Below are 25,580 nucleotides of genomic sequence, written 5' to 3'. Positions count from 1 at the left end.
TGTCGGCGTCGCCGAAATGTGACGTTCGCCAAATCGAGACCGATTTCTCCGCCCTGTCCCTCCTGTCTCGCGCCCTCTGCCGCCCCTACCGCTGCCCCGCCAGCTCCTCCGGGCGCAGCAGCGCCGCGAGCCGGTCGGCCGGCAGCAGCCCGCGCTCCAGCACCAGTTCCGCCACCCCGCGCCCCGAGGCCAGCGCATCCTTCGCGATGGCGGTCGCGGCGGTGTAGCCGATGTGCGGATTGAGCGCCGTGACCAGGCCGATGGAGTTCTCCACGGTCGCGCGCAGCGCCTCGGTGTTGGCCGTGATGCCGGACACACAGCGCTCGGCGAGGGTGCGGCAGGCGGCCCGTAGATGGGTGATGCTCTCCGACAGCGAGTGCAGGATGATCGGCTCGAACGCGTTGAGCTGCAGCTGCCCCGCCTCGGCGGCCATGGTGATGGTGACGTCGTTGCCGATCACCTCGAACGCCACCTGATTGACGACCTCGGGGATCACCGGGTTGACCTTGCCGGGCATGATGCTCGAACCCGCCTGCACCGGCGGCAGGTTGATCTCCGCGAGCCCCGCACGCGGCCCCGAGGACAGCAGCCGCAGATCGTTGCAGCTCTTGGAGAGCTTCACCGCGATCCGCTTCAGGACGCCGGACAGATGCACGAAGGCCCCGCAGTCCTGGGTGGCCTCCACCAGATTGGCCGCGGTGACCAGCGGCAGCCCGGTGATCGCGGCGAGATGCCGGCGGGCCGCCTCCGCGTAGCCCTCGGGAGCGTTGAGACCCGTGCCGATGGCGGTGGCACCGAGGTTGATCTCATGGATGAGCAGGACGGCCTCGGCCAGCCGGCTCTGGTCCTCCTCCAGCATCACGGCATACGCGGAGAACTCCTGCCCCAGCGTCATCGGCACGGCGTCCTGCAGCTGGGTGCGCCCCATCTTCAGCACATCGCGGAACTCCGCCGCCTTCGCGGCGAATGCCTCGCGCAGCGCCGTCATCGCCTCCAGCAGCTCGTGCACGGCGATGATCGTGGCCACCTTCACGGCGGTGGGATAGACGTCATTGGTGGACTGGCCGAGGTTGACGTCCTCGTTGGGATGCAGCCGGCCGTAGTCGCCCTTGGTGTGGCCCAGGACCTCCAGCGCCCGGTTGGCGATGACCTCGTTGGCGTTCATGTTCGTCGAGGTGCCGGCGCCGCCCTGGATGACGTCGACGATGAACTGGTCGTGCAGCAGCCCCTCTTCGCGGATGTCCCGGCAGGCGGCCGCGATGGCGTCGGCCTTTTCCGGCGCGAGCAGCCCGAGATCCTCGTTGGCCCGCGCCGCGGCCTCCTTGACGGCGGCAAGGGCGTTGATCAGATGCGGGTAGGCGGAGATCGCCGTACCGGTGATCGGAAAGTTCTCCGCGGCGCGCAGGGTGTGGACGCCCCAGTAGGCGTCGGCGGGTATGTCGCGGTCACCGAGGAGGTCGTGTTCGCGGCGGTGGCCGGCGGTGGCAGTCATGGTGCAGTCGGTCCTTCGTGAGGGAGGGGAGGGTGCGGCGAGGGGGCGAGGGGGGAGGGGTTACGGGGCGGGGGTTACGGGGCGGAGACGGGTGCCAGCGCGCCCGCCGCCCGCAGCGCACCGACGCTCTCGCCGCCCCCGATGACCGGCGCGGTGGCGAATGCGGAAAGGGTTCGAGGGGCGATGCCGCAGCGTTCGAGGGCCGCGGCAGTCACCGGCATCCGGGCGCGGTCGGCGCCGTCGGCGATCTTGACGCCCACCGCCCGGCCGTCCGGCAGCGCCGCGATCTGTACCCCTTCGAACCCGTCCTTGGCGATCAGCCCGGGGACCGCGCGCATGAGCGCGGTGACGTCCCGCCCGTCTCCGGCGACCATCTCCGGATGCTCGCGCATGGCGTGGGCGACCCGCCCCTCGTCGGTACCGGGCGCGGCGGTCGCCAGCCGTGCCACGGCCCTGGTGAGACCGTGCAGCGATACGGAGAACAGCGGCGCCCCGCAGCCGTCGACCGTGACCCGGGCGATGCCCTGCCCGGTCAGGTCCTCGACCGTCGCGGCGATCTCCCACTGGAGCGGATGCCCGGGATCGAGGTAGCTCTCCAGGGACCAGCCCCGTGCGCGGGCCGTGAGCAGCATGGCGGCGTGCTTGCCCGAGCAGTTCTGCGCGAGCCGGGACGGACCCAGCCCCCGCCGCAGCCAGTCGTCGCGTACCGGGGCTCCGTACGGCAGGTCCGGCACATTGCGCAGATCGTCCTCGGTCAGCCCGGCCGAGTGCAGCATGCGCCGGGCCGTGGCCAGATGCCGTTCCTCGCCGGAGTGGCTGGCCGCGGTGAGCGCCAGCGACGCCGGGTCCAGCGGCGGCAGGCCCGCGCGCAGCAGCCCGACCGCCTGGACCGGCTTCAGCGCCGAGCGCGGATAGAACGCGGCCTCGATGTCGCCCGTCTGGAACTCCACGCTGCCGTCCGCCGCCAGCACCACGACCGAGCCGTGGTGGACGCCTTCGATCAGGCCTCCGCGCACCACATGGGCGACGGGGACATGGGCCGGCTCCCGGGCGTCGGGCGGTGCGCCGGGCGTGCGGCGGGGCGGCAGGGTGGTGGGGTGAGTCATCATCAACTTCCGGTGATATTCGCTTACTTGGAGATGCCGGCGCGGTCGGGCGCGGCCGCGTCCCGCAGGGAATCGACCCGGCGCCGTACCAGGAACCAGCCGCCGACCAGCGCGGCCGCGATCGCCGGCAGGCACAGCACGGTCGTCCGGCCCGGCCCGCCGTCCGCCCACATCAGCACCAGCACCGACGCGAGGAAGACCAGCGTGACGATCTCGGTCCAGGGGGAGCCGGGGAGCCGGTAGCCGGGGCGGACGGCCAGCCCGGCCTGCGCCCTTCGCCAGAAGAGCAGATGACAGACCATGATCATGGCCCAGGTGCTCAGAATGCCGATCGCCGCGAAATTCAGCACGATCTCGAACGCCTCGCTCGGCACCAGGTAGTTGAGCCCCACGCCCAGCACACAGATCCCGGAGGTGAGGAGGATCCCGCCGTACGGGACCTGACTGCGGCTCATCACGCCGGTGAACCGCGGGGCGGATCCGGACATCGCCATGGAGCGCAGGATGCGTCCGGTCGAGTAGAGACCGGAGTTGAGGCTGGACATCGCGGCGGTGAGGACCACCAGGTTCATCACGCCGCCCGCCGCCGGCACCCCCACGTGGGACAGCACGGTCACGAACGGCGACTCGCCGGCCGAGTACGCGTTCCAGGGCATCAGCATCGCCAGCAGGACCACCGAGCCGACGTAGAAGACGCCCACCCGCCACATGATGGAGTTGATCGCCCGGGGCATGATCTTCTCCGGCTCCGCGGTCTCACCCGCCGTGACGCCGACCAGCTCGACCGAGGCATAGGCGAAGACGACGCCCTGGATGACCAGCAGCATCGCCAGCGTCCCGGTCGGGAAGATGCCGCCGTTGTCGGTGATCAGCGCGGGGCCGGGGGAGTGGCCGGCGATCGGGTGCTGGGTGACCAGCAGGAAGATGCCGATCAGCATGAAGACGACCAGCGCACCGACCTTGACGATCGCGAACCAGAATTCCAGTTCGCCGAAGATCTTCACGGAGATGAGATTCACGGTCAGCACGACCGCGAGCGCGATCAGCGCGATCACCCATTGCGGAACGTCGGAGAACATCCCCCAGTAGTGCGTATAGGTCGCCACCGCCGTGATATCGGCGATTCCGGTCGTCGCCCAGTTCAGGAAATACATCCAGCCCGCGACGAACGCCCCTTTCTCGCCGAGGAATTCCCGGGCGTACGAGACGAAGGCGCCGGACGACGGCCGGTGCAGCACCAGTTCGCCCAGGGCCCGTACGACGAGGAACGCGAAGATTCCGCAGACCGCGTACGCCAGCGCCAGCGACGGCCCGGCGTCCGCGAGCCGGCCGCCCGCGCCGAGGAACAGCCCGGTGCCGATGGCTCCACCGATGGCGATCATGTTCACATGCCGGGACTTCAGGGACTTCTGGTACCCGGCATCGCCCGCGTCGACATGTCCGTCGGCGGCATGCTCGGCCGCCTGCGGTTCCTGCCGCTGTTCTGCCTGCCGGAGGGATTGCTCGCTCACGCCTGATCCTCTTCGTCGGGGGAGGGGGTGGCCGTACGGTGCGCGGGCCGCACGATGGTGCTCAGCGTCGTCTCGACGCGCGCGAGGTGGTGGGTCATGGCTTCCACCGCGTCCTGCTCGGAGCGGTCGACCAGCGCCTCGACGATCGCCCGGTGCTCGCGGTTCGACTGCTCGCGCCGCCCGCCGAGCTCGTTGAGGAACGTCGACTGGCGGGCCAGCGCATCGCGGATCTCCTCGATGACCCGCCGGAAGACCGGATTCCGCGCGGCCTGCGCCACGGCCAGGTGGAAGAGGGTGTCCATCGCCACCCACGCGGTGGTGTCGGTCTCCCGCTCCATCCGCTCCAGCAGATGCGTCAGGTGGTCGAGGTCCTCGGAGGTCCGGCGCACGGCCGCGTACCCGGCCACCGGGATCTCCACATGACGCCGGACCTCCAGCAGGTCGCTGGCCGCGTAGTCACCGAACGTCGGGTCCTCGACCGCGCCGGCGGACACGACGAACGTGCCCTTGCCGGTACGCGAGACCGTGAGCCCCATCGTCTGGAGCGCCCGCAGCGCCTCGCGCAGCACCGGCCTGCTCACCTCCAGCCGCCGGCACAGCTCCGCCTCCGAGGGCAGCTTGTCGCCGACCGCGTAGTCGCCGCGCTCGATGGCGCTGCGGAGATGGGTCAGTACCGCTTCCATGGCGCTGATCCGCCTGGGCATATCGCCAGCTGTCTGGCTGTCTGACAGGTTCACCCCGGGATAGTCGGCCGCGTGGGGGCGGGGTGTCAAGGGGTGTGCCGGTGCTCGTTCGGCCGAGCGCACGGCGTCGGCCCGCGGCGAGGCGGGAGCACGGGAGGCAACCGCCCCGCGGCGGGCGCCCGGCATGGGTGGCGGGAGCGCTTGTGTGCAGCAGTGCGCCCTGTCCGAATGCCGGACGCGGCCGTCACGATGGGCACAACAGCGCCCACGAACGGCTCGGAGGCCGCCTGATGGACGTCACCACCCTCACCCAGCTCACCGACGACGCCTATGAGCGGCTTGTCCTCGACAACGCCCACCCGCCGGCCCGCGACAGGAAGACCTGGGAATTACTCATCAGCCCGCCGCTGATCGACCGCACCCGCGACACACTGTCCGGCCTTGTACAGCGCAATGTCTCCGCACTGCGGAGACGCAAGGCCGAGCGCGAGGCATTTCAGGCCGCATGCTTCGCCCGGGGATCGGCAGGGAAAAAGGACTGGTTCGATACCCGGAACGAGTACGAGGAATGGCGGCACCGCGCCGCGAATTTCGCCCGTACCGTCCAGAACGCCCTCGCCGACGTCAACCGCGCCAAGCGCGACCTCAACCGCTCGGCGAACCACAGCGTGGCCCAGGAGCACCGCGAATGCCTGCGACAGCTGGCCCTCGCGGTGCAGCGGCACCAGACCGCGCACGCCCGCGCCGGGGACGGCGCGGAGCGGCCGGACCGTGAGCTGTGGCGGGCCCTGGACCGGATCATGGTGCCGATGGGCCCGGACAGCGAGCCGACGCCGCTGCGCACCATGCTCGACATCCACTGGACCGATGCCGCGCCGGTGGACCCGGCGGCCGGAGACCGCGCCGGCGCGGAGCGGGCGATGCGGCCGGCGCCGGCCGGGCGATCCGGCCGGTGCGGCGGGAAAAAGGAGTGGGGGATGACGTTGGGCCGATAGCCGGCGCTCCACGCCGTGGCGTCCCCCTACGTGCCCGTCGGCTGCGTCGCGCGGCCGAGTTCGCGGCGCAGCCGCTGGAAGGGGCGGGGGCGGTTGACGGCGAGGACGGCCGTGGTGCGGCCCTCGCGTTCGTAGCCGGCCAGGAAGCTGCGGTCGTCGGGGGAGCCCTCCAGGATGCGGGGGGTGTCGGTGGCCCGGCGGTGGCCGGCGAACTGGAGGCGCACCCCGTACTGGTCCGACCAGAAGTAGGGCACCGCGCGAGGGGCGGCGACGGTGCGGCCGGCCAGGAGGTTGCGCACGGCGACGGTGGCCTGTTCGGTGGCGCTGGTCCAGTGTTCGGCGCGGGTGCCGTCCACTTTGGCCACATCGCCGACGGCCACCACGGCGGGCAGCGGGGTGACACAGCCAGCGTCGCAGCGCACCCCGTCGTCGAGCGGCAGCCCGGAGCCGGTGAGCCAGTCGGTGCGGGGCCGTACGCCGATGCCGACGACGACCACGGAGGCGGCCAGCAGCCGCCCGTCGGTCAGCTCGACTCCGGTGACCCGATCACCGGGGCCGTCGCTGCGGAGGCGGGCGACGCCGGTCCCGGTGAGCAGGCCGACTCCGTGGTCCCCGTGCAGGGAGGCGCAGAACCGGGCCATTTCGGCGCCCAGTTGGGGGACGAGGGGGAGCGGGGCGGCCTCGACGACGGTGACGTGGTGGCCGAGCGCGGCGCAGGACGAGGCGACCTCGGCGCCGATGAAGCCGCCGCCGATCACCACGACGTCGGCCGGGCCCCGGGCCAGGTCCGCGCGCAGGGCCTGGGCGTCGTCGAGGGTGCGCAGGGTGTGGGTTCCGGCGGGCGCCGGGCCGGGGAGGCGGCGCGGGGTGGCTCCGGTGGCGATGACCACGCCGTCGGTGACGAGGGACCGGCCGCCGTCGAGGAGCACCGTGCGCGCGCCGGTGTCGAGTCCGGTGGCCCGCGTGCCCAGCAGCCACTCGGCGTCAAGTGCGGCGGTCTCTTCGGCGTCGGCCAGGGCCAGTTGGTCGTGGGCGGCGGCGCCGGTGAGGAAGTCCTTGGACAGCGGCGGGCGGTCGTAGGGGCGGTGCGGCTCGTCCCCGACGATGACCAGGCGGCCGTCGAAGCCCTGGGCGCGCAGGGCCCGTGCCGCGTACAGCCCCGCCAGCGAGGCACCGATGACGGCGATCGACTTCATACGGTGATTCCTTTCCCGGCGGTACGAGGGAGGGGGGAGCGGGCCGGCGCCGTGCAGGCCTCGACGGCTACGGGAGGGCGGCGCCCGGGGCGAGCGGCGGGCGGCCGTGCCGGGGCCCCGGCACGGAGATCGAATGAAACGGCGGGCAACGGGCAGCCGACCGGACACCCCTTCAGCCGGTCGCCGGAGCGTGCGGCGCGCTGGTGGCGGCGGGTGTCGTCGATGGCGTACGGCTCTCCGTCGGCGTGACGGACGGCGATCGGAGGAGCGAAATCGATGCGGCAGACGGGAATCACACGACCCCCCAGTTGCTGTTCGGCCTGTTTGGTCCGTTCGGGCCGGTCGGCCTCTTCGGCGGAGAAGCGTTTCGCGGTGCGCATGGTGGAGCGTTATGCGCAACAGAATCCCGATGGGGGAGCGGTGCGTCAAGCGGTCCCCGGCAACGCGGCCCGGCGACCGGCGCGCCGGGCGGTGGCTGCGGGCAGATGACGGACACCACAGCGGGCACGGCGGCGGACCCGGCCGGGGAACCGGCGGCGCACGGTGGCACGGATCCGGCGGGGGCGGCGACAACGGTGTGGCGGACCGCGGAGAAGCCGCCGAAAGGGCCGGTCAGCGCGGTGCGGTCGGTCGACCGGGCGGTCACCGTCCTGGAGATCCTCGCCCGGCACGGCGAGGCCGGGGTGACCGAGGTCGCCGACGAGCTGGGCGTGCACAAGTCGACCGCGTTCCGGCTGCTCGGTGTGCTGGAGAACCGGGGGCTGGTGGCGCAGGAGCCGGAGCGCGGCAAGTACTACCTCGGCGCGGGGGTGTTGCGGCTGGCCGGCGCGGCCGCCGTGCGGCTGGACATCTCACGGGAGGGCGCGGCGGTCTGCCGGGGCCTCGCCGACGAGCTGGGCGAGACGGTCAATATCGCGGTGCTGGACAGCGACGCCGCCGTCAACATCCTGCAGGCGCGCGGCCCGGCATCGGTCACCGCGCAGAACTGGCTCGGCCGGCGCACCCCGCTGCATGCCACCTCCAGCGGCAAGGTGCTGCTCGCCCACCAGCCGGAGCCGTACCAACGGGCCGTCCTGGACGGCGTATTGGCTCCGTGCACCGAGCGGACGGTCGTCTCGGCGGCCGCGTTGCGCCGCGAGCTGGGTGAGGTGGCCGAGCGGGGATTCGCGGTGGCGATCGAGGAGCTGGAGCTCGGGCTGCGGGCGGTGGCCGCGCCGGTACGGGCGCGCGGCGGCGCGGTCGTCGGGGCGATCAGCGCCTCGGCGCCCGCGTACCGGCTGGCCGAGGAGCGGCTCGCGGAGGTGATCAAGCGCACCGTCGCCGCCGCCCGGGAGCTGTCGCGGCGGATGGGGTGCGCATGGTGAGCGGGTGACGGAGGTTGCCGATGCGCATGCGGGGCCGGAGCGGCGATCCGGCCCCGCATGCGTGTACCCGGCTGTCACCGGCCCCTGACGAAGAGCCGCACCGGGCCTCTTGACGCTGCCGAGGCGGGACTCCCACGATGTCTCTCATCGCGCAACCAGTCGTGCAGTGCGCAACACTGGGTTGGCAGGAGGAGGGCCATGTCCCGTACGCCCGCAAACAGTTCCCGTGTGGTGGTCATCGGCGCCGGCATCGTCGGCTGCTCGCTCGCCGACGAGCTCACCGCCCGCGGCTGGACCGATGTCACCGTCCTCGAACAGGGCCCGCTCCCGGCGCCCGGCGGCTCCACCTCACACGCCCCCGGCCTGGTCTTCCAGACCAGCCCGTCCAAGACCATGACCGAGTTCGCCGCCTACACCGTCCGGAAGTTCGGCTCCCTCGACGTCGACGGCCTGCCCTGCTTCCACCCCGTCGGCGGCCTGGAAATCGCCACCACCGAAGCCCGCTGGGCCGATCTGCACCGCAAGGCCGGGCTCGCCGCCTCCTGGGGCGTACGCGGCGAACTGCTCACCCCGCGGCAGTGCAAGCGGCTGTGGCCGATGCTGGACGAGACCGCGCTCCACGGCGGCTTCCACACCCCGGACGACGGCCTGGCCCGCGCCCTGCTCGCCTGCCGCGCCCAGATGATCCGGGCCGAGCGCCGCGGCGCCCGCTTCCTGGAGCGGCACACCGTCACCGGCATCGAGCGGGCGGACGGCCACGTCACCGGAGTCGTCACCGACCGGGGCACCTTCCCCGCCGACCATGTCGTGACGGCCGCCGGCTTCTGGGGCCCGGTGATCGGCGCGATGGCCGGAGTGGACGTCCCCCTGCTGCCGCTCGCCCACCAGTACGCCAAGACCGAGCCGCTGCCCGAACTCGCGGGCGTCAACGACCCCCGCACCGAGGCGAGCCGGCCGATCCTGCGCTTCCAGGACCGCGATCTGTACTTCCGTGAGCACACCGACCGCATCGGCATCGGCTCCTACGCCCACCGCCCGATGCCCGTCGACCCCCACGCCGTGCCCGCCTTCGACGAAGCTCCCGTCATGCCGTCGTCGCTGCCCTTCACCGAGGACGACTTCGCGCCGAGCTGGCAGGACAGCATCGGTCTGCTCCCCGCCCTGGGCGCATCCCGGGTGGCCGAGGGCTTCAACGGCGTCTTCTCCTTCACCCCCGACGGCATGCCGGTCCTCGGCGAATCCCGCGAACTGCGCGGATTCTGGCTGGCCGAGGCGGTCTGGGTCACCCACTCCGCGGGCGTCGCCAAGGCCGTCGCCGAGTGGATGACGGACGGCCGGCCCGCCCTCGACGTCCACGAGTGCGACCTCGCCCGCTTCGAGGACGCCCAGCGCTCACCCGCGTACATCGCCGACCGCGGCGCCCAGAACTTCATCGAGGTGTACGACGTCATCCACCCGCTCCAGCCGATGGAGCGGCCCAGGCCGCTGCGCACCAGCCCCTTCTACGCCCGACAGCAGGAGCTGGGCGCGTACTTCCTGGAGGCCGGCGGCTGGGAGCGCCCGCACTGGTACGAGGCCAACGCCCCGCTCGCCGAAGGGCTCCCGCTCCCCGAGCGGGACGCCTGGTCCGCCCGCCACTGGTCGCCGATCGCCGCGGCCGAGGCCAGGGCCACCCGGGAAAGGGTCGCCCTGTACGACATGACCCCGCTGCGCAGGCTGGAGGTCACCGGACCGGGGGCGCTGGACTTCCTGGACCGGATGACCACCAACAACCTGCGCAAGAAGCCCGGCGCGGTCACCTACACGCTGCTCCTGGACGACGCGGGCGGCATCCGCTCCGACCTCACCGTCGCCCGCCTCGGCCCCGACCGCTTCCAGGTCGGCGCCAACTCCCCGGCCGACCTGGACTGGTTGCTGCGGCACGCGCCCGATGGGGACCCCTTCCGGTCGAGCGACGCCGAGAGCGGGGGAGTCCACATCAAGGACATCACCTCCGGCACCTGCTGCATCGGCGTCTGGGGGCCGCTCGCCCGCGAGCTCGTCCAGCCGCTGACCCGCGACGACTTCTCGCACGAGGGCTTCGGCTACTTCCGCGCCAAGCAGACCTACCTCGGCCATGTGCCGGTGACGGCGCTGCGGCTGAGCTACGTCGGCGAGCTGGGCTGGGAGCTGTACACCACCGCCGACCTGGGGCTGCGGCTCTGGGACACGCTGTGGGAAGCGGGCCGCGCGCACGGCGCGATCGCGGCCGGGCGCAGCGCCTTCAACAGCCTGCGCCTGGAGAAGGGCTACCGCGCCTGGGGCACCGACATGACCGCCGAGCACCACCCGTACGAGGCGGGACTCGGCTTCGCCGTCCGCCGGGACAAGGACTTCGTCGGCCGCGCCGCCCTCGACACGGACGCACCCCCCGCCCGCAAGCTCACCGCGCTCCTCCTCGACGACCCCGCCGCCAACGTCCTGGGCAAGGAGCCCGTCCATGTCGACGGAGCCCCGGCCGGTTATGTGACCAGCGCCGCCTACGGCTACACGCTGGGCCGGTGCGTCGCCTATGCCTGGCTGCCGCCGCTCGCCACCGGCACCGGCGTGGGCATCGAGTACTTCGGCCGGAAGGTCCCGGCAACCGTCGCCGACGAGCCGCTCTTCGACCCGAAGATGACCCGCATCCGCCGCTAGGGCCCGGCCCTCCCCATCTCACCGGGCCCTTCCCCGCCCGACACGCCAGGAGGCGACATTGTCCCCCTCGTACGACGTCATCGTCCTCGGCCTCGGTGGCATGGGCAGCGCCGCCGCCCACCACCTCGCCGCCCGCGGCGCCCGCGTCCTGGGCCTGGAGAAGTTCGGCCCGGTGCACAACCGCGGCTCCAGCCACGGCGGTTCGCGCATCACCCGCCAGTCCTACTTCGAGGATCCCGCCTACGTACCGCTGCTCCTGCGCTCGTACGAGCTCTACGACAAGCTGGAGCGGGACTCCGGCCGCGAGGTCGCCACGCTGTGCGGCGGGGTGATGGTCGGCCGCCCCGACAGCCGTACCGTCAGCGGCAGTCTGCGGTCCGCCCGGCAGTGGGACCTCCCGCACGAGATGCTGGACGCGAAGGAGATCCGCCGGCGCTTCCCCACCCTCACCCCGGCGGACGACGAGGTCGCGCTGTACGAGGCGCGGGCCGGGCTGGTGCGTCCCGAGTACACCGTCGCCGCCCATGTCCAGCTCGCCACCCGGGACGGCGCCGAGCTGCACTTCGAGGAGCCGGTCACCCGCTGGGAGGAACTGCCGGGCGGCTCCGGCGTCCGCGTCCACACCCCCGAAAACACCTATACCGCCGGGCAGTTGGTGATCTGCCCAGGAGCCTGGGCGCCGCGGCTGCTGACCGACCTCGGGGTGCCGTTCACCATCGAGCGGCAGATCATGTACTGGTTCGGACCCGAGGGCGGCACCGCGCCGTTCGTCCCCGAGCGGCATCCGATCTACATCTGGGAGGACGCGCGAGGCGTCCAGATCTACGGCTTCCCGTCGATCGACGGCCCCGGCGGCGGAGCCAAGGTCGCGTTCTTCCGCAAGGGCACCGTCTGCACCCCCGAGACCATCGAACGCACCGTCCACGACCACGAGGTGCGCGCCATGGCCGACCAGGTCCGCACCCGGATCCCCACCCTCCCCGGCCGCTTCCTCAAGGCCGCCACCTGCATGTACTCCAACACCCCCGACGAACACTTCGTGATCACCCGGCACCCGGCGCACCCGGAGACGGTCACCGTCGCCTGCGGCTTCTCCGGCCACGGATTCAAGTTCGTCCCGGTGGTCGGCGAGATCGTCGCCGATCTGGCGCTGACCGGCGCCACCGCGCACCCCATCGAGCTGTTCGACCCTTCCCGCCGCTTCGCCGGGGAGACCCCTGGCCGGCCCGCCGCCGCGCCCGCTTGAGGAGGGCACCATGACGACCCCATCCATGACGACGCAGGCCACGACGTCCGCCCCGACCGCGTCTCCGACCGCGCCCCCTGCCCCCGCCCCGAGCCTGATCGCCACCCTCGCCGGCCACTACTACACCGACCCCGGGATCTTCCGTCAGGAGCAGGAGAAGATCTTCGAGCGCCTGTGGTTCTGCGCGGTGCGCGGCGCCGACCTGGAAAAGCCCGGGGCGTTCCGTACCGTACGCATCGGCCGGGAGAGCGTCCTGATCACCCGTAACCGCGCCGGCGAGCTGCGCGCCTTCCTCAACATCTGCCGGCACCGTGGCGCGCAGCTGTGCACCGAGGAGTCGGGCGAGGTCCGCCGCAATCTGCAATGCCCCTACCACGCCTGGACCTACGACCTGGACGGCCGCCTGGTGGCCGCCCCCAATCTGCAGAAGATGCCGGACATCGACCGTACCGAGCGCGGCCTGGTCGCCGTCGCGCTCCGCGAATGGCTCGGCTACGCCTGGGTGTGCCTGGCCGACGAACCGCCGTCCTTCGAGGAGACGGTGATCGGCGCGGCCGTCGAGCGGCTGGGCGACCCGGCCGCCCTCGACCGCTACCGCACCGAAGGGCTCGCCCTGGGCAAGCGTCTGACCTACGACGTCCGGGCCAACTGGAAGCTCATTGTCGAGAACTTCATGGAGTGCTACCACTGCGCCACCATCCACCCCGAACTGACCGATGTGCTCCCGGAGTTCGCGGACGGTTTCGCCGCCCAGTACTACGTCGGCCACGGCGCCGAGTTCGCGCCTCAGGCGCAGGGGTTCACGGTGGACGGCGGCGCGGGCTTCGGCCGGCTGCCCGGTATCGAGGACGGCCAGGACCGCCGCTACTACGCGATCACCGTCCGGCCGCAGGTCTTCGTCAACCTCGTTCCCGACCACGTCATCGTCCACCGGATGTTCCCGATGGCCGCCGACCGCACCGTCGTCGAATGCGACTGGCTGTATCTGCCGGAGGTCGTCGGATCCGGAGCGGACGTCTCCCGCTCGGTCGAACTCTTCCACCGGGTCAACACCCAGGACTTCGACGCCTGCGAGCGCACCCAGCCGGCCATGGACTCCCGTGCCTACCGGGACGGCGGTGTGCTCGTCCCCAGCGAGCACCACATCGGGGCCTTCCACCGCTGGGTCACCGAGCGCCTGGGCTGAGAACGGTGCAGGCGGGGGCCGGTGCCGGCGGTCGCGATACGGTCGCGGCATGGCTGACTCCCGGTTGACCACACCGTCGTTCCTCGTGCTGGGCATCATCGACAAGCTGGGGGAGGCCAGTCCCTACGACGTGAAGGTCGAGGCCGCCCGCACGGTGGCGCCGTTCTGGTCGATGCCGCATGCGCAGGTGTACGCGCAGTGCGACCGCCTCGTGGCGGCGGGCCTGCTGTCGGAGGCCCGCCAGACGGGCGGGCGGAACCGGCGGCTGATGAAGCTGACCGCGGAGGGCAAGGCGGCCCTGGAGGAATGGCTCGCCGACCCGGCCTTCGTCCCGGTCGAGGCGCGCGAGCGCGGCATCCTCAAACTGTGGTTCGGGTCCCGGCCGGAGGTGCTCGCCCCGGTGCAGCTCGCCGAGCACCACGGCACGCTCGCCGGCTACGAGGAACTCGCGGAGAGCGTGGGCGACTTGCTGACGCGGGGACAGCGCGAGGCGCTCGAATTCGGGATCCGCTACGAGCGGATGATGGTCGATTTCTGGCAGTGGGTGGAGCGGCGCGGCGCGTGAGGACGCCGCGGTGACCGTTGACCACGGCGACGGTCCCCCCTTACCTTCTCGATAGTCCAGAAAGGACTATCGAGGGCCATGGGGCCGCGATCGAGGGAGTCGCCGTGAACCGTCCGAGGAGGGTCGCCTGGCGCCGCGTGGCCACGATCGCCGTGGTGGTCGTCTGTGTGGGCTACGCGCCGATCGCGATGACCGAGCTGTGGCCGTACGCGCAGCGCGGCGCACCGGCGTTCGGGGAGTGGCTCCTCGCCCGCGCGGTCTCGCCGCACTACGTCGCCGACGCCCTCGCGACCCGCATCGGGCCGTACGGCCGCAGCCTGGTGGCGATGATCGTCCATTCGGTTCTGGGCGGTGCGCTGATGCTGCTCGGGCCGGTCCAGCTGCTCTCGGCGGTGCGGCGGCGCATCCGGCTGCACCGTGCCATGGGCGTGGTGTTCGCGCTGACGGTGTATGTCTCGATGGCGGGCGCCGCGATCTATCTGGTGCGCACCGCACCGGGCGATGCGTTCAGCGGGGCGGCGTTCTGGATCGTGCTCGCCACCATCCTGGTCGGCACCGTGCTGAGCGTGACGTACGGGATCTTCGCTGCCGTCGGCAAGCTCCCCGACCTGCACCAGCGGTGGATGCTGCTGTGCTACGGCTTCCTGATGACCGCCCCGCTGCTGCGCCTTGAGTGGGGCGCGCTCCCGTGGATCCTTCCCGGTCTGTCCATGGAGGACATCAACCGCGTCGCGATCATGCACCTCGGATCCGTGGTCGCGTTCGGTGCGTTGGCCGCCTCCCGCACGATGGACAAGCGCGCCACCGTTCCCGGGGTGACCGGGACGTGGGTGCCGCTGCCGGTGCTGGCCGCGGTGCATCTCGTCGGCGCGGTCGCGCTGGTCTGGATCGCCAAGTCCTACCTGGAATGGGGCGCCGAGGGGCGGCGCCTGCTGCTTGCCTATCTGATCCCGTACGGCGCGACCTACGCCGTCATGCTGGTCCGCCAGCGGCGCGCGGGGCGGGAGGGAAGGAGCTGGGCGCGCGAGGAGTGGCGTCTGCATCTGGCCGCCTTGTGCCTGGCGCCGGTGCTCTCGGTCGCCGCCGGGTTGCTGTTCGAGCGCTATCCGGGTCTCGACCCGCACACGGCGCTGTCCGCCGGAGTCGCCATCGGTTGCGGGGTGCTGGCGTTCGCGGCGACCACCGTGGTCAGTCTGCGCGCCATGCACGGCCGTGAGCGGGTCAAGAGGGAGCGCCTGGCCGCCGCGCGCGGCCCACGCCGGGATCCGTCGCCGGTCGCCTAGCCGTGGGTGCGGGTCGGTTCGCCGTGGCTTGGTGGGTGGGGCCGGAGGGGACGCCCCGTAACCCGTCCTCGGGCCGGGCGCTTCTGGTCCCGGACACAGGAACCCCGGCGTCCGCTCCGGTCCCTGCGGGCGGGTTACGGGACATCCCCTCCGGCGACCGACGCGGGCGACCGTCCCGCCGTACCGATCACCGTCACACCACACCACGGCACGGCACGGCCCGAGGCGACGCGACGCGATGCGGCACGGCAAGGCACGGGGCGAGGCGACACGATGCGATGCGATGCGGCGTACCCGTCGTCTCCCTGGGCCGGGACGGGCAGTGCCACCGGGCGGCAGACGGGACACGTAGGCCGGAGGGGATGTACGGGTGTCCGCCCGCAGGGACCGGAGCGAACGGGGGGCCGCCCTTCCTACGGACCAGAAGCGCCCGGCCCGAGGACGGACACCCGTGCGTCCCCTCCGGCCCCCCCCCGCGGCACCAACGCACCCCGCTCCACACCCGCCCCCACCGGGCCCGGAGTCCCACACGAACGGAGGCTCCCTCGGCCCCGTTCGTCAGCCCATCCGCCGCCCGGTACGGATCCGTCTCGCCGACGACGCCCCCGGAGATCGCCGATCCGCTCGCGCAGCGCCGTGACAGCGACCGTCTCGACCTCCCGCGCCCGGCGCCGCTGGCCCGGGACTCTGTGCTCGGACCGCTCGTCGTGTGCGCGGTCGGTGGTCTCGTCCGGCAGTACCTGATGCCCGCCCGGCCTCTGGGGACCCGGCCGCGCCGCTGCCGGGCTGGTCGAAGCCGTTCCTGGCCGTGCTCGGATCGGCAGGGCCGGGTATCGGCGCGGAACTGCCGGCCCTTCCGGGTCTGGGCCGATTTCGTCCCCTGGACCGTCGCCCGTCCCGACTCGGAGGCGCTCGGGGTCCGGGGACTCGCGCTCGGCCTCGGCGTTCTCGGCGCACTGGCCGAGGACGGCTCCGTCCGGCGCGCCTCGCCCTCCACGGCGTTGCGATCGGCGCCGCCGTGGTGCTGGGCGCCCGTGCCGCGGAGGTCAACTGGATGTCCGGCCCCGGCCTGTCCCTGATCACTCTGCTCGGCGGGCCGCTGCCGGCCGGCGTGACCGGCCGTCGGCTCGTATCGCGACGCGCGACCTCACGCACATTGCATGATCATGCGTAATGGCGCATACTCTTCCTATGTCTAAGGTTCTTACCTCCCTGCCCACCGGCGAGCGCGTCGGCATCGCCTTCTCCGGCGGCCTCGACACCTCCGTCGCGGTCGCGTGGATGCGCGACAAGGGTGCCGTTCCGTGCACCTACACCGCCGACATCGGCCAGTACGACGAGCCCGACATCGCGTCGGTGCCCGGCCGCGCCTCGGCGTACGGCGCCGAGATCGCGCGCCTGGTCGACTGCCGCGCGGCGCTGGTCGAGGAGGGGCTGGCCGCGCTCACCTGCGGCGCGTTCCACATCCGCTCGGGGGGACGCTCCTACTTCAACACGACGCCACTCGGCCGTGCGGTCACCGGCACCCTGCTGGTCCGGGCGATGCTCGAGGACGACGTGCAGATCTGGGGCGACGGCTCGACGTTCAAGGGCAATGACATCGAGCGGTTCTACCGCTACGGCCTGCTCGCCAACCCGCACCTGCGGATCTACAAGCCGTGGCTCGACGCGGACTTCGTCTCCGAGCTCGGCGGCCGCAAGGAAATGTCGGAGTGGCTGCTCGCCCACGACCTGCCCTACCGCGACAGCACCGAGAAGGCGTACTCCACCGACGCCAACATCTGGGGCGCCACGCACGAGGCCAAGACCCTTGAGCACCTGGACGTGTCGCTGGAGACCGTCGAGCCGATCATGGGCGTCAAGTTCTGGGACCCCTCGGTGGAGATCCCCACCGAGGACGTCACCATCGGCTTCGAGCAGGGCCGCCCGGTCACCATCAACGGCAAGGAGTTCGCCTCCGCGGTCGACCTGGTGATGGAGGCCAACGCGATCGGTGGCCGGCACGGCCTCGGCATGTCCGACCAGATCGAGAACCGGATCATCGAGGCCAAGAGCCGCGGCATCTACGAGGCCCCGGGCATGGCCCTCCTGCACGCCGCCTACGAGCGGCTCGTGAACGCGATCCACAACGAGGACACCCTCGCCCAGTACCACGCGGAGGGCCGGCGTCTCGGCCGTCTGATGTACGAGGGCCGCTGGCTGGACCCGCAGGCCCTGATGATCCGCGAGTCGCTCCAGCGCTGGGTCGGCGCCGCCATCACCGGCGAGGTCACCCTGCGGCTGCGGCGCGGCGAGGACTACTCGATCCTCGACACGACCGGCCCGGCGTTCAGCTACCACCCGGACAAACTGTCCATGGAGCGCACCGAGGACTCCGCGTTCGGCCCGGTCGACCGGATCGGCCAGCTGACCATGCGCAACCTCGACATCGCCGACTCCCGCGCCAAGCTGGAGCAGTACGCGGGCCTCGGCCTGCTCGGCTCCGGTGGCTCGGCGGTCGGCGCCGCGCAGGCCGCCGCCACCGGCCTCATCGGCACCCTGCCCGAGGGCGGCGCCCAGGCCATCGCCTCCCGTGGTGAGGTCTCCAGCGAGGACGAGGCCCTCGACCGTGCCGCGATGGAGTCCGGCACCGACTGATCGGGGAAACCCTCAGGAGCCGCCGCCGCGCTCGCGCGCGGCGGCGGTCCGGGTCAGTCCTGTGCCTCCGCCGCGACCGGCTTCGGGATCAGGAACGACGTCGCGATGGCGAGGGCCAGGATGACGACGCCCGCGATCATGCCGGCGGCGTACCCGGCGTGCGATGAGGGGTCCGCGGGCGCACAGGCGGTCATGACCGCGTACAGCAGGGCGAAGCTCAGGCCCGCGCCGAGGTTGAAGGCACCCGCGTTGAGGCCGGGCAGGAAGCCCGGGTTCTCGCTGGGGGACAGGACGATGCCCAGCCCGTTGAGGACGATGTTCGCCACGCCCGCGTAGGTGATGCCCACCAGGAGCGAAGCCGCCAGCAGCAGGATGTGCGAGTGGCTGCCGAGGGTGAGGAGCATCAGGACGACGGTCGCCACCGCGCCGATGAGGCCGAGCCGCAGGATCCGGCCATACCCGAAGGTCGCGGCGAGACGCCCGGCGACCGGGCCCATCGCGAGGCCCGCGAGGGCGTAGGGGGTCAGCGTCCACCAGGCGGACTGTTCGGCGCTCATGCCGAGTCCGGCCTGGGCGTCCTGGGCGAACGCCGGGATCAGCCCGTTCATGACGGCGAAGACGCCGGTCATGGTGAGCACGGTGGTCAGCAGGGTCGCCCAGGTGGCGCGCTGCTTGAGGTGCCGGGTGGCGACCAGCGGGTGGCCGCTGCGGTTCTCGGTGCGCCAGAAGGCGGCGAAAGCGGCCGCGGCGACCACGACGAGCACGGCGATCAGCGGCCAGTTCGCGGCGGCGAGCTTGCCGGCCTCGTTCAGCGCGGTCAGCAGGGAGCCGATGGAGACGACGAGGAAGGCGACTCCGGGCCAGTCCATCCGGGTCGCGGTGGGCGCCTTGGTCTCGGGCGTCAGGGTGGCGATCAGGACCGTGGCCACGGCCGCGACCACCGCCATCGCCCAGAAGACCGACTGGAAGCCGTGCCGGTCGGCGAGGTAGCCGCCGGCGAGGGAGTCGACACCGGCGATGCCGCCGTTGACGGCGGTGATCACGCCCAGCAGGGTGCCGTACCGCTTCGGCTCCCGCACCTCGACCCGCAGCATGATCAGACACAGCGGGACGACCGGACCGGACACTCCCTGGATGATGCGGCCGACGAAGAGCATCGGCACGCTGGTCGCGAGCGCCGCGACCACACAGCCGATGACCATCAGGCCGAGCATGCCGGCCAGTACCTTGCGGCGGCCGATGACATCGCCCAGCCGGGGCAGGAAGAGGGAGAACAGCGCGGCCGAGGTGAAGAACGCGGTCTGGGTGAGGCCGATCTCCGCCGAGCTTGCGCCGAGGGTGTCCTGGATGCTCTTGAGCGCCGGGCTGAGCATGCTCGCATTGAGCTGGAACGCGAAACAGGCCGCCAGCAACGCCGTGACCAGGACGCCGATGCGGACACCGGATCCCTGCGGCGCGGCGGGCGGACGTATCTCCGTGGTGCTGGTGGTACGGGTAGTACTGGTGGTTCTCATGCCGCTACGTCACCGATCCGCTCGAGCGCGTCCACCACGAGGTTCCAGAACCGCTCGTGGTCCAGCTTGACCGCGACCTGCGTGGTGCAGTCGGCGGGGGCGGGCGCGCGGAAGTCCGCCACGGTCATGCCGAGGGTCAGTTCGCCGCGCAGCTCGATGTTCACCGGGGCCTTGCGGACGGTCATCACGTCCGGGTCGATGACATACGCGACCGCGCAGGGGTCGTGCACCGGCGGGTGGTCGAAACCCTGGTTCTCCCGGTAGGCCTCGCGGAAGAAGTCCAGCAGCTCCAGGACGAACCGGGCGGGCTTGGTGCCGACGGCGGCGATCTTCGCCTCGACGTCGGGGGTGGCCAGCGCCTGGTGGGTGAGGTCCAGGCCGACCATGGTGACCGGCCACTTCTCGTTGAAGACGATATGGGCGGCCTCGGGGTCGATCTTGATGTTGAACTCGGCGACCGCGCTCCAGTTGCCCTCGTGGTAGCCGCCGCCCATCAGCACGACCTCGCGCACCCGCTCCGCGATCCGCGGTTCCTTGCGCACGGCCATCGCGATGTTGGTCAGACCGGCCGTCGGGACGATGGTGATCTCGCCCGGCTCATGCGCCATGACGGTGTCGATGATCAGGTCGACGGCGTGCCGGGGGTCCAGCTCGAAGGCCGGCTCGGGCAGCTCCGGCCCGTCCAGACCGGAATCGCCGTGCACCTCGGGCGCCGTCTCGATGTCCCGTACGAGCGGACGCGGGCAGCCGGCCGCGAACGGGACGCCGGTGATCCCGGCGATGCGTGCCACGGACAGGGCGTTGCGGGTCACCTTCTCGACCGTCGCGTTCCCGACCACGGTGGTCACCGCGACCAGCTCGACGTCGGGATTGCCATGCGCCAGGAGCATGGCGACCGCGTCGTCATGCCCCGGGTCGCAGTCGAGAATGATCTTTCTGGCCAACGGAGGAGCCCCTTTGCTCTGCTGCTCTGCGGGAGGGTGGTGCGCGGTGAAGTCTCTTCGGAGCGCCGCAGGAGGCTGCTACCGCGGGAAAACGTTCTCCGGGAATGTCGCTCATCACGCGCGCCGATGTCAACGAAGTGTGAGGCATGTGACCTGCTACTCCCTGGTAGGGACGCGGTGCAGGGCCGGTGATAACGTTTGCCGCCACCATGACCGAGCGCCCTCGCGCCCGAGCGCTAAGGGGCGCACCCACGTGGCCGAAGTGACCTTGAAGGACGTCGCGCGTGCGTCGGGCTGCTCCATCGCCACCGTCTCCCGGGTCCTGGCCGGCACCCGCCCGGTCGGCGCCGAGACCGCCCGCACGGTACGGGAGGCCGCCGAACGCCTCGGATACCGCCCCAACCAGGTCGCCCGCGCCCTGCGCAGCCGCTCCACCGGCACCGTCGGCCTCGTCCTGCCGCAGATCACCAACCCCTTCTTCCCGTCCCTCGTCCGGGAGTTGGAGCACGCCCTGCACGCCGAGGGCCGCGCCGTACTGCTCGCCGACTGCGACGACGACCCGCTGACCGAAGCGGCCCGGATCGGCGCCCTCCTGGACCGTCAGGTCGACGCCCTGCTGCTGATACCCGTCGATGAGCGCCGCAGCCGGGACGCGGTGGCGGACGCGGCGACCCGGGTGCCGCTGGTGCTGCTCGACCGCGGCTGCGGCCCCGGCGTCGCCGATTCGGTCGCCGTCGACAACGCCGCCGGTATGGCCCTCGTCCTGGACCATCTGGCCGCCACGGGCCGCCGCCGTCCCTGTTTCGTGGGCGCGGCCGGGACCGCGTCGGCGGCCGTCGAACGCCGGGTGGCGTACGAGAGCGGGGCCGCGGCGCTGGACCCGCAGGCCCCCGGTCGCGTCGAACTCGGCGACTTCTCGGTCGAGTGGGGCCGCGCCGCCGTCGACCGCATCTGGCCGTCCCGCCCGGACGCCTTCGTCTGCGCCAACGACCTCATCGCCGTCGGCGCGCTGCAACGGCTGCGCCAGCTCGGCGCGGACGTTCCCGGGGAGGTCGCGGTCACCGGCTTCGACGACATCCCCCTGGCCGGCCTCGCGGACCCGGCCCTGACCACCGTCCGCCAGCCCGTCGGCGAACTCGCCGCCGAGGCCACCCGGTTGCTCGTCCGCCCGCCCGGCGGAACCGGCTCGCGCCGCGCGGTACGGCTCGCACCGGAACTGGTGGTCCGCGCCTCCAGCCCCGCGGCGGAGCCCGGCGCAGTGCCGGGGTGACGCCCCCGTCGCCTACCGTCGCAGCACACCACGGATGAACGCGGCCTGCCCCACGTGCTGGAGATCATCGGCGATCACGCTCACCAGCCGCACCCCCAGGGTGACCGGTGGTGCCCAGCCGTCGTCGACGATCCGCTCCAGGTCCTTGACGTGCAGCTCCTTGAGATACCGGACCGTGTTGTCGTGCACGGCCCCGTGGTAGCCGTTCAGCAGCTGCCGGCTCACGTCCCGCACCGCCGCGACGTCCTCGGGGGAGTGGCCGAACCCGGTGTCGGCGTCCGCGAACGGCAGGGCGAACCGCTCGTACCACCCCTGTGAGGTCCATATCTGGTCGGTACCGGCCGCATCGGCGATGTGGTCGTCCTGGATGCGGGTGAGGTGCCAGACGAGCCAGCCGATGGAATTGGCTTCCTCGTCGAGCCGGGCGCTGAGTTCGCCGGTGCCGAGTCCGGAGAGCACGTCGTCGACGGTCTCCTGGATGCGTCCGAAGGCATCGATGAGGAGGTCCGTACTGGCGCTCATGGCGGGCTCCTTTCTCCTGGGGTCGGGGGGCCGGCCGGGCCGGGGTCTGATCGGGCCGGGATTTCAGGGGCTCGGGCCGACGTGGGAGGACGCCGGCAGGCCCAGCCACCTGGTCGCCCCGGGGACGACCGTGAACGTCTGCCCGCCGAGCCGCACCCGCACCGGCCCGTTGCCCCCGTCCGGTACGGCGACCCGCACCCGCTCCGCCCGCAGCGCCAGGCCGATGTCCCAGTGCCGCCGATAGCGGATCCGTACCGCGAACTTCGAGAGCTGCGGGAGCGGCGCCGGCGCCAGCCACAGCGCACCGTCGCGGGTCTCCAGGCCGGTCATACCGCGCTGGACGAGGTCCAAGGTGCCCGCCATCGCCCCCAGATGGATGCCCTCGGTGGTGGTGCCGCCCTGGAGGTCCGCGACATCGCCGGTCAGCGCCTCCTCGCAGTACGACCAGGCGTCGTCGTGCCGTACCCGCGCCAGCACCCAGGCGTGGACCAGGGCGCTCAGCGTCGAGCCATGGCTCGTCCGGGCGAGGTAGTACTCGACGGTGCGGCGCCAGATGTCGTCGTCGAGGGCGTAGCCCAACTGCCCGAAGATCTCGGAGAGTTCGGCCGGTGAGAAGAGGTAGCCGAGCATCAGCACATCGGCCTGCTTGGAGGCCTGATAGCGGTTGACGGTGTCGCCCTCCGCCTCCAGGATCCGGTCCAGCCGCCGGATGTCGCCGTATCGCTTGCGGTACTCCGCCCAGTCGAGCTCCGCCAGATCCGGGTACCCGGCGAACTGGCTGATGACGCCCTGGTGGTACGGCACATACAACCGGTGTGCGATGTCGTCCCAGCGCGCCAGTTCCTCGTCGCCCAGGTGACTGCGGTCGCCCAGCTCCCAGTGGCACGTCTCGGGGAGCGCGCGGCAGAGGTCGAGCGCCCGCATCAGCACCCACGCGGCGGTGACATTGGTGTACGCGTTGTCGTCCAACCCCGGTTCCATCGCGCCCGGGTAGGCGTCGTGGTACTCGTCCGGCCCGACGACCCCACGGATGCGGTACCGCCCGATGGCCGGGTCCCAGGCCGCACTGTCCGCCCAGAAGCGGGCGATCCCCAGCAGCATTTCCGCGCCGTGGCCGTACAGGAACTCCGTATCGCCGCTGGCCTGGCAGTACTGCCAGACGTTGTACGCGACCGCCGAGCCGACATGGTGCTGCAGCCGCGAATGATCGGGCAGCCAGTGCCCCGAGCGCGGGTTCAGATGCAGCTGCTGGGTCTCCTCGCGGCCGTCGCTGCCGCTCTGCCACGGGTACATCGCGCCCGCCCGGCCCGCCTCCTGCGCCGCCCGGAAGGCCGCGGGCAGCCGGCGGTGGCGGTAGTCGAGCAGCGCCCGGGAGACCTCCGGCAGATGCAGGTTCAGGAACGGCAGCACGAACAGCTCGTCCCAGAAGACGTGCCCGCGGTACGCCTCACCGTGCAGCCCGCGCGCCGGAACGCCGACGTCCAGCTCGGCGGTGTGCGGGGACAGCGTCTGCAGCACATGGAACAGATGCAGCCGCAGGATCTCGCCCGCCTCCCCTGGCACCTCCAGCTCCGCCCGCTGCCACAGGTGCTCCCAGGCGGCGCGGTGCGAGGCCAGCAGCCGGGGGAAGTCCGGGGCCTCGAGCGCCCCGTCGATGGCCGCGCGCAGCGGGCTGCCGATCGCCGGGTCGCGCGAGGTGTGCAGCGCCACGGTCTTGTCGACGACCGCGGTCGACCCGGTCCCCAGGATGGGCAGCCGCAGCCGCTGGCAGACCCGCCGCACGGTGCGCTCGGTCGCCCTCGGCGGCGCACCCTGCCCCGGGCCCACCTCGATCCGGGCCGCCAGCGCGATCCGGACGTCCGAGTCGACGGTGCGGCAGCTCAGCCACACCGTGTCGGCCTCCCCGCATCCGCCGCCGGGCCCGGTCTCGCCGTCGTCCCGGGTCCCGTCATCGAGCTCGGATCCGGTGTCCCAGCCCCCGAGATGCCGGCTGGCCAGATCCCGGTAGCGCGCCACACCGGTGTTGCGTACATCGCCGTCGATGCCCGCCACCACCTCGACCTCGCCCGACCAGCCGTCGGCGGTGAACAACGTGCGCAGCGCGGCCAGATGCGGGTCTCCCATGTGGACGAGGCGGGTCTGCTTCACCCGTAGCCGCCGTCCGTCCCCGTCCTCGTACGTCGACCAGCGCGTCAGCGTGCCGTGCCGCAGGTCCAGCGTCTGGCGATGCTCCGTCAGCTGCGGATGGTCCGGGGAGAGCCACGGCCCCGGGGGCGCGTCCGAGGGGTGGATGCGGTAGCGCAGCGGAAGCCAGTTCGGGAGGTTGACCATGTCTTCGTTCTCGACCTGCCGCCCCGCCACCGTGGAGGTCAGCCGGTTGTAGCAGCCCGCCGCGTAGGTGCCGGGATAGTGCAGGGGGCCGGCGGACGTCTCGGTCGCCGCGCCCCGCGTGACGAAGTAGCCGTTGCCGAGCGCGCACAGCGTTTCGCGCAGCCGCTCCGCCTGCGGGTCATAGCCGTGATACGACCAGGTCCAGCCCGATTCCATCAGTCCTCCCCGGAGGTCAGGAGTTCGCCCGGGTCGGTCACGACCAGATCCGCGCCGCTGTGGCGCAGCTCGGCCGCGCCGGTCCAGCCGCCCGTCCGGTCCACGCCCACCACGAGGCCGAAGCCGCCGCGCCGGCCGGCCATGACACCGGCCGGTGCGTCCTCCACCACGGCGGTCTCGCGGGCCGGGACGCCCAGCCGCCGGGCCGCCTCCACGAACAGCGCCGGATCCGGTTTGCCCGGCAGCCCCAGCCGATGCGCCTCGTTCCCGTCCACCACGACCTCCAGGAGCCCGAGTACGCCCGCCGCCGACAGCAGCTCGGTCGCATGCCGGGAGGCCGAGGCGGCGGCACACGCCATCCGCTCTTGCCGCAGCACCCGCAACAGCCGCACCGTGCCGGGCCAGGCGGTGACACCCGCCGCCCGCAGACCGGCCCGGAACAGCTCGTCCTTACGGGCCGCGACCGCCCACACGGTGTCCGTGCCCGGTGCATCGTCCGGCTCCCCGAGCGGCAGCCGCACTCCCCGGGAGACGAGGAACGCCGCCGCCCCGTCCTGCCGGGAACGCCCGTCGACATAGCGCAGATATTCGTCCACGGGGTCGAACGGGCGCTGCCCGCCGACGGCCGTCAGGCAGGCGTCGAAGGCGCCCTGCCAGGCCGCCGTGTGCACCGGGACGGAGTCCGTGATCACCCCGTCCGTGTCGAAGACCACGGCCCGCAGCGCACGCAGGCACGCGGCCAGGGACGGCGCGCCGCTCATGATGACGCATCCCTTCGTCAGGGCCTCCTCGGCGGGCTCCGGTCCGGGCCTTCCCTCCATGGCACCACGACTTCGCGCCGGG

19 protein-coding genes are annotated in these 25,580 nt (G+C 72.1%); 9 read left to right on the top strand and 10 right to left on the bottom strand.

Going from position 1 to position 25,580, the window contains the following annotated elements:
• Positions 1-85: 85 nt before the first annotated feature.
• The 4 genes from aspA to AC5677_RS03930 all read right to left on the bottom strand — a co-directional run bounded on the left by aspA (position 86) and on the right by AC5677_RS03930 (position 4,846).
• A complete protein-coding gene (gene aspA / locus AC5677_RS03945; protein ID WP_497193605.1) occupies positions 86-1,492 on the bottom strand; it encodes an aspartate ammonia-lyase in 1,407 nt (468 codons plus the stop codon).
• Between the two features lie 74 nt (positions 1,493-1,566).
• Entirely contained in the window at positions 1,567-2,601 is a 1,035-nt protein-coding gene (locus tag AC5677_RS03940; protein ID WP_497193604.1) for an asparaginase, read from the bottom strand.
• A gap of 20 nt (positions 2,602-2,621) precedes the next feature.
• Positions 2,622-4,109 carry an amino acid permease gene (locus tag AC5677_RS03935; protein WP_497193603.1) on the bottom strand — a complete coding sequence of 496 codons (1,488 nt, stop codon included), beginning with the start codon at positions 4,107-4,109 and terminating at the stop codon, positions 2,622-2,624.
• A complete protein-coding gene (locus AC5677_RS03930) occupies positions 4,106-4,846 on the bottom strand; it encodes a FadR/GntR family transcriptional regulator (RefSeq protein WP_497193602.1) in 741 nt (246 codons plus the stop codon). The genes AC5677_RS03935 and AC5677_RS03930 overlap by 4 nt, the downstream gene beginning before the upstream one ends.
• 236 nt (positions 4,847-5,082) lie before the next feature.
• On the opposite strand from AC5677_RS03930, the gene AC5677_RS03925 reads away from it, so the two are divergent.
• The gene (locus tag AC5677_RS03925; RefSeq protein WP_497193601.1) at positions 5,083-5,787 is read left to right on the top strand and encodes a hypothetical protein; all 705 of its coding nucleotides are present in this window, start codon (positions 5,083-5,085) and stop codon (positions 5,785-5,787) included.
• Positions 5,788-5,813: 26 nt separating this feature from the next.
• Here AC5677_RS03925 and AC5677_RS03920 read toward each other — a convergent pair whose 3' ends face one another.
• Entirely contained in the window at positions 5,814-6,983 is a 1,170-nt protein-coding gene (locus tag AC5677_RS03920; protein ID WP_497193600.1) for an NAD(P)/FAD-dependent oxidoreductase, read from the bottom strand.
• Between the two features lie 620 nt (positions 6,984-7,603).
• On the opposite strand from AC5677_RS03920, the gene AC5677_RS03915 reads away from it, so the two are divergent.
• The 7 genes from AC5677_RS03915 (at position 7,604) to argG (ending at position 17,940) form a co-directional block, all read left to right on the top strand.
• Positions 7,604-8,347 carry an IclR family transcriptional regulator gene (locus AC5677_RS03915; RefSeq protein ID WP_497196500.1) on the top strand — a complete coding sequence of 248 codons (744 nt, stop codon included), beginning with the start codon at positions 7,604-7,606 and terminating at the stop codon, positions 8,345-8,347.
• Positions 8,348-8,545: 198 nt separating this feature from the next.
• Positions 8,546-11,023 carry a GcvT family protein gene (locus tag AC5677_RS03910; RefSeq protein WP_497193599.1) on the top strand — a complete coding sequence of 826 codons (2,478 nt, stop codon included), beginning with the start codon at positions 8,546-8,548 and terminating at the stop codon, positions 11,021-11,023.
• A gap of 58 nt (positions 11,024-11,081) precedes the next feature.
• Positions 11,082-12,269 (top strand): N-methyl-L-tryptophan oxidase, encoded by a 1,188-nt coding sequence (gene solA / locus AC5677_RS03905; protein WP_497193598.1) that lies wholly within the window; start codon positions 11,082-11,084, stop codon positions 12,267-12,269.
• A 25-nt stretch (positions 12,270-12,294) separates the two neighbouring features.
• Positions 12,295-13,455, top strand: a complete 1,161-nt coding sequence (locus AC5677_RS03900) for an aromatic ring-hydroxylating oxygenase subunit alpha (protein ID WP_497196499.1) — start codon at positions 12,295-12,297, stop codon at positions 13,453-13,455.
• Positions 13,456-13,504: 49 nt separating this feature from the next.
• A complete protein-coding gene (locus AC5677_RS03895) occupies positions 13,505-14,020 on the top strand; it encodes a helix-turn-helix transcriptional regulator (protein WP_497193597.1) in 516 nt (171 codons plus the stop codon).
• Between the two features lie 104 nt (positions 14,021-14,124).
• Positions 14,125-15,303, top strand: coding sequence for a DUF2306 domain-containing protein (locus AC5677_RS03890; RefSeq protein ID WP_497193596.1), 1,179 nt, complete (start codon positions 14,125-14,127; stop codon positions 15,301-15,303).
• Between the two features lie 1,191 nt (positions 15,304-16,494).
• Positions 16,495-17,940, top strand: a complete 1,446-nt coding sequence (gene argG / locus AC5677_RS03885; RefSeq protein WP_497193595.1) for an argininosuccinate synthase — start codon at positions 16,495-16,497, stop codon at positions 17,938-17,940.
• Between the two features lie 53 nt (positions 17,941-17,993).
• Here argG and uriT read toward each other — a convergent pair whose 3' ends face one another.
• Positions 17,994-19,454 carry a uridine transporter UriT gene (uriT, locus tag AC5677_RS03880; protein WP_497193594.1) on the bottom strand — a complete coding sequence of 487 codons (1,461 nt, stop codon included), beginning with the start codon at positions 19,452-19,454 and terminating at the stop codon, positions 17,994-17,996.
• A complete protein-coding gene (gene uriH / locus AC5677_RS03875; protein WP_497193593.1) occupies positions 19,451-20,398 on the bottom strand; it encodes a uridine-preferring nucleoside hydrolase UriH in 948 nt (315 codons plus the stop codon). Before uriH ends, uriT begins: the two co-directional genes overlap by 4 nt.
• Before the next feature lie 253 nt (positions 20,399-20,651).
• Between uriH and AC5677_RS03870 the strand changes: the two genes are divergently transcribed.
• On the top strand, positions 20,652-21,668 hold the full coding sequence (locus AC5677_RS03870; RefSeq protein WP_497193592.1) for a LacI family DNA-binding transcriptional regulator: 1,017 nt from the start codon (positions 20,652-20,654) through the stop codon (positions 21,666-21,668).
• A gap of 12 nt (positions 21,669-21,680) precedes the next feature.
• Here the strand turns inward: AC5677_RS03870 and AC5677_RS03865 are convergent, their stop codons facing one another.
• From AC5677_RS03865 to AC5677_RS03855, 3 genes are all read right to left on the bottom strand, one after another.
• Positions 21,681-22,190, bottom strand: a complete 510-nt coding sequence (locus tag AC5677_RS03865) for a mycothiol transferase (RefSeq protein ID WP_497193591.1) — start codon at positions 22,188-22,190, stop codon at positions 21,681-21,683.
• Positions 22,191-22,253: 63 nt separating this feature from the next.
• The gene (locus AC5677_RS03860) at positions 22,254-24,737 is read right to left on the bottom strand and encodes a glycoside hydrolase family 65 protein (protein ID WP_497193590.1); all 2,484 of its coding nucleotides are present in this window, start codon (positions 24,735-24,737) and stop codon (positions 22,254-22,256) included.
• Positions 24,737-25,498 carry an HAD family hydrolase gene (locus tag AC5677_RS03855; protein ID WP_497193589.1) on the bottom strand — a complete coding sequence of 254 codons (762 nt, stop codon included), beginning with the start codon at positions 25,496-25,498 and terminating at the stop codon, positions 24,737-24,739. Before AC5677_RS03855 ends, AC5677_RS03860 begins: the two co-directional genes overlap by 1 nt.
• Positions 25,499-25,580: the final 82 nt, after the last annotated feature.

It is taken from the genome of Streptomyces sp. JLSY215 (assembly GCF_059682825.1).
This window is presented reverse-complemented; position numbering and strand designations above follow the sequence as displayed.

Coding starts and splice junctions, on each gene's coding strand:
- AC5677_RS03855 (WP_497193589.1), bottom strand. CDS start 25,498: ATGAGCGGCGCGCCGTCCCTGGCCGCGTGCCTGCGTGCGCTGCGGGCC.
- AC5677_RS03910 (WP_497193599.1), top strand. CDS start 8,546: ATGTCCCGTACGCCCGCAAACAGTTCCCGTGTGGTGGTCATCGGCGCC.
- argG (WP_497193595.1), top strand. CDS start 16,495: ATGTCTAAGGTTCTTACCTCCCTGCCCACCGGCGAGCGCGTCGGCATC.
- AC5677_RS03920 (WP_497193600.1), bottom strand. CDS start 6,983: ATGAAGTCGATCGCCGTCATCGGTGCCTCGCTGGCGGGGCTGTACGCG.
- AC5677_RS03860 (WP_497193590.1), bottom strand. CDS start 24,737: ATGGAATCGGGCTGGACCTGGTCGTATCACGGCTATGACCCGCAGGCG.
- AC5677_RS03900 (WP_497196499.1), top strand. CDS start 12,295: ATGACGACGCAGGCCACGACGTCCGCCCCGACCGCGTCTCCGACCGCG.
- uriT (WP_497193594.1), bottom strand. CDS start 19,454: ATGAGAACCACCAGTACTACCCGTACCACCAGCACCACGGAGATACGT.
- aspA (WP_497193605.1), bottom strand. CDS start 1,492: ATGACTGCCACCGCCGGCCACCGCCGCGAACACGACCTCCTCGGTGAC.
- AC5677_RS03925 (WP_497193601.1), top strand. CDS start 5,083: ATGGACGTCACCACCCTCACCCAGCTCACCGACGACGCCTATGAGCGG.
- AC5677_RS03895 (WP_497193597.1), top strand. CDS start 13,505: ATGGCTGACTCCCGGTTGACCACACCGTCGTTCCTCGTGCTGGGCATC.
- AC5677_RS03940 (WP_497193604.1), bottom strand. CDS start 2,601: ATGATGACTCACCCCACCACCCTGCCGCCCCGCCGCACGCCCGGCGCA.
- AC5677_RS03865 (WP_497193591.1), bottom strand. CDS start 22,190: ATGAGCGCCAGTACGGACCTCCTCATCGATGCCTTCGGACGCATCCAG.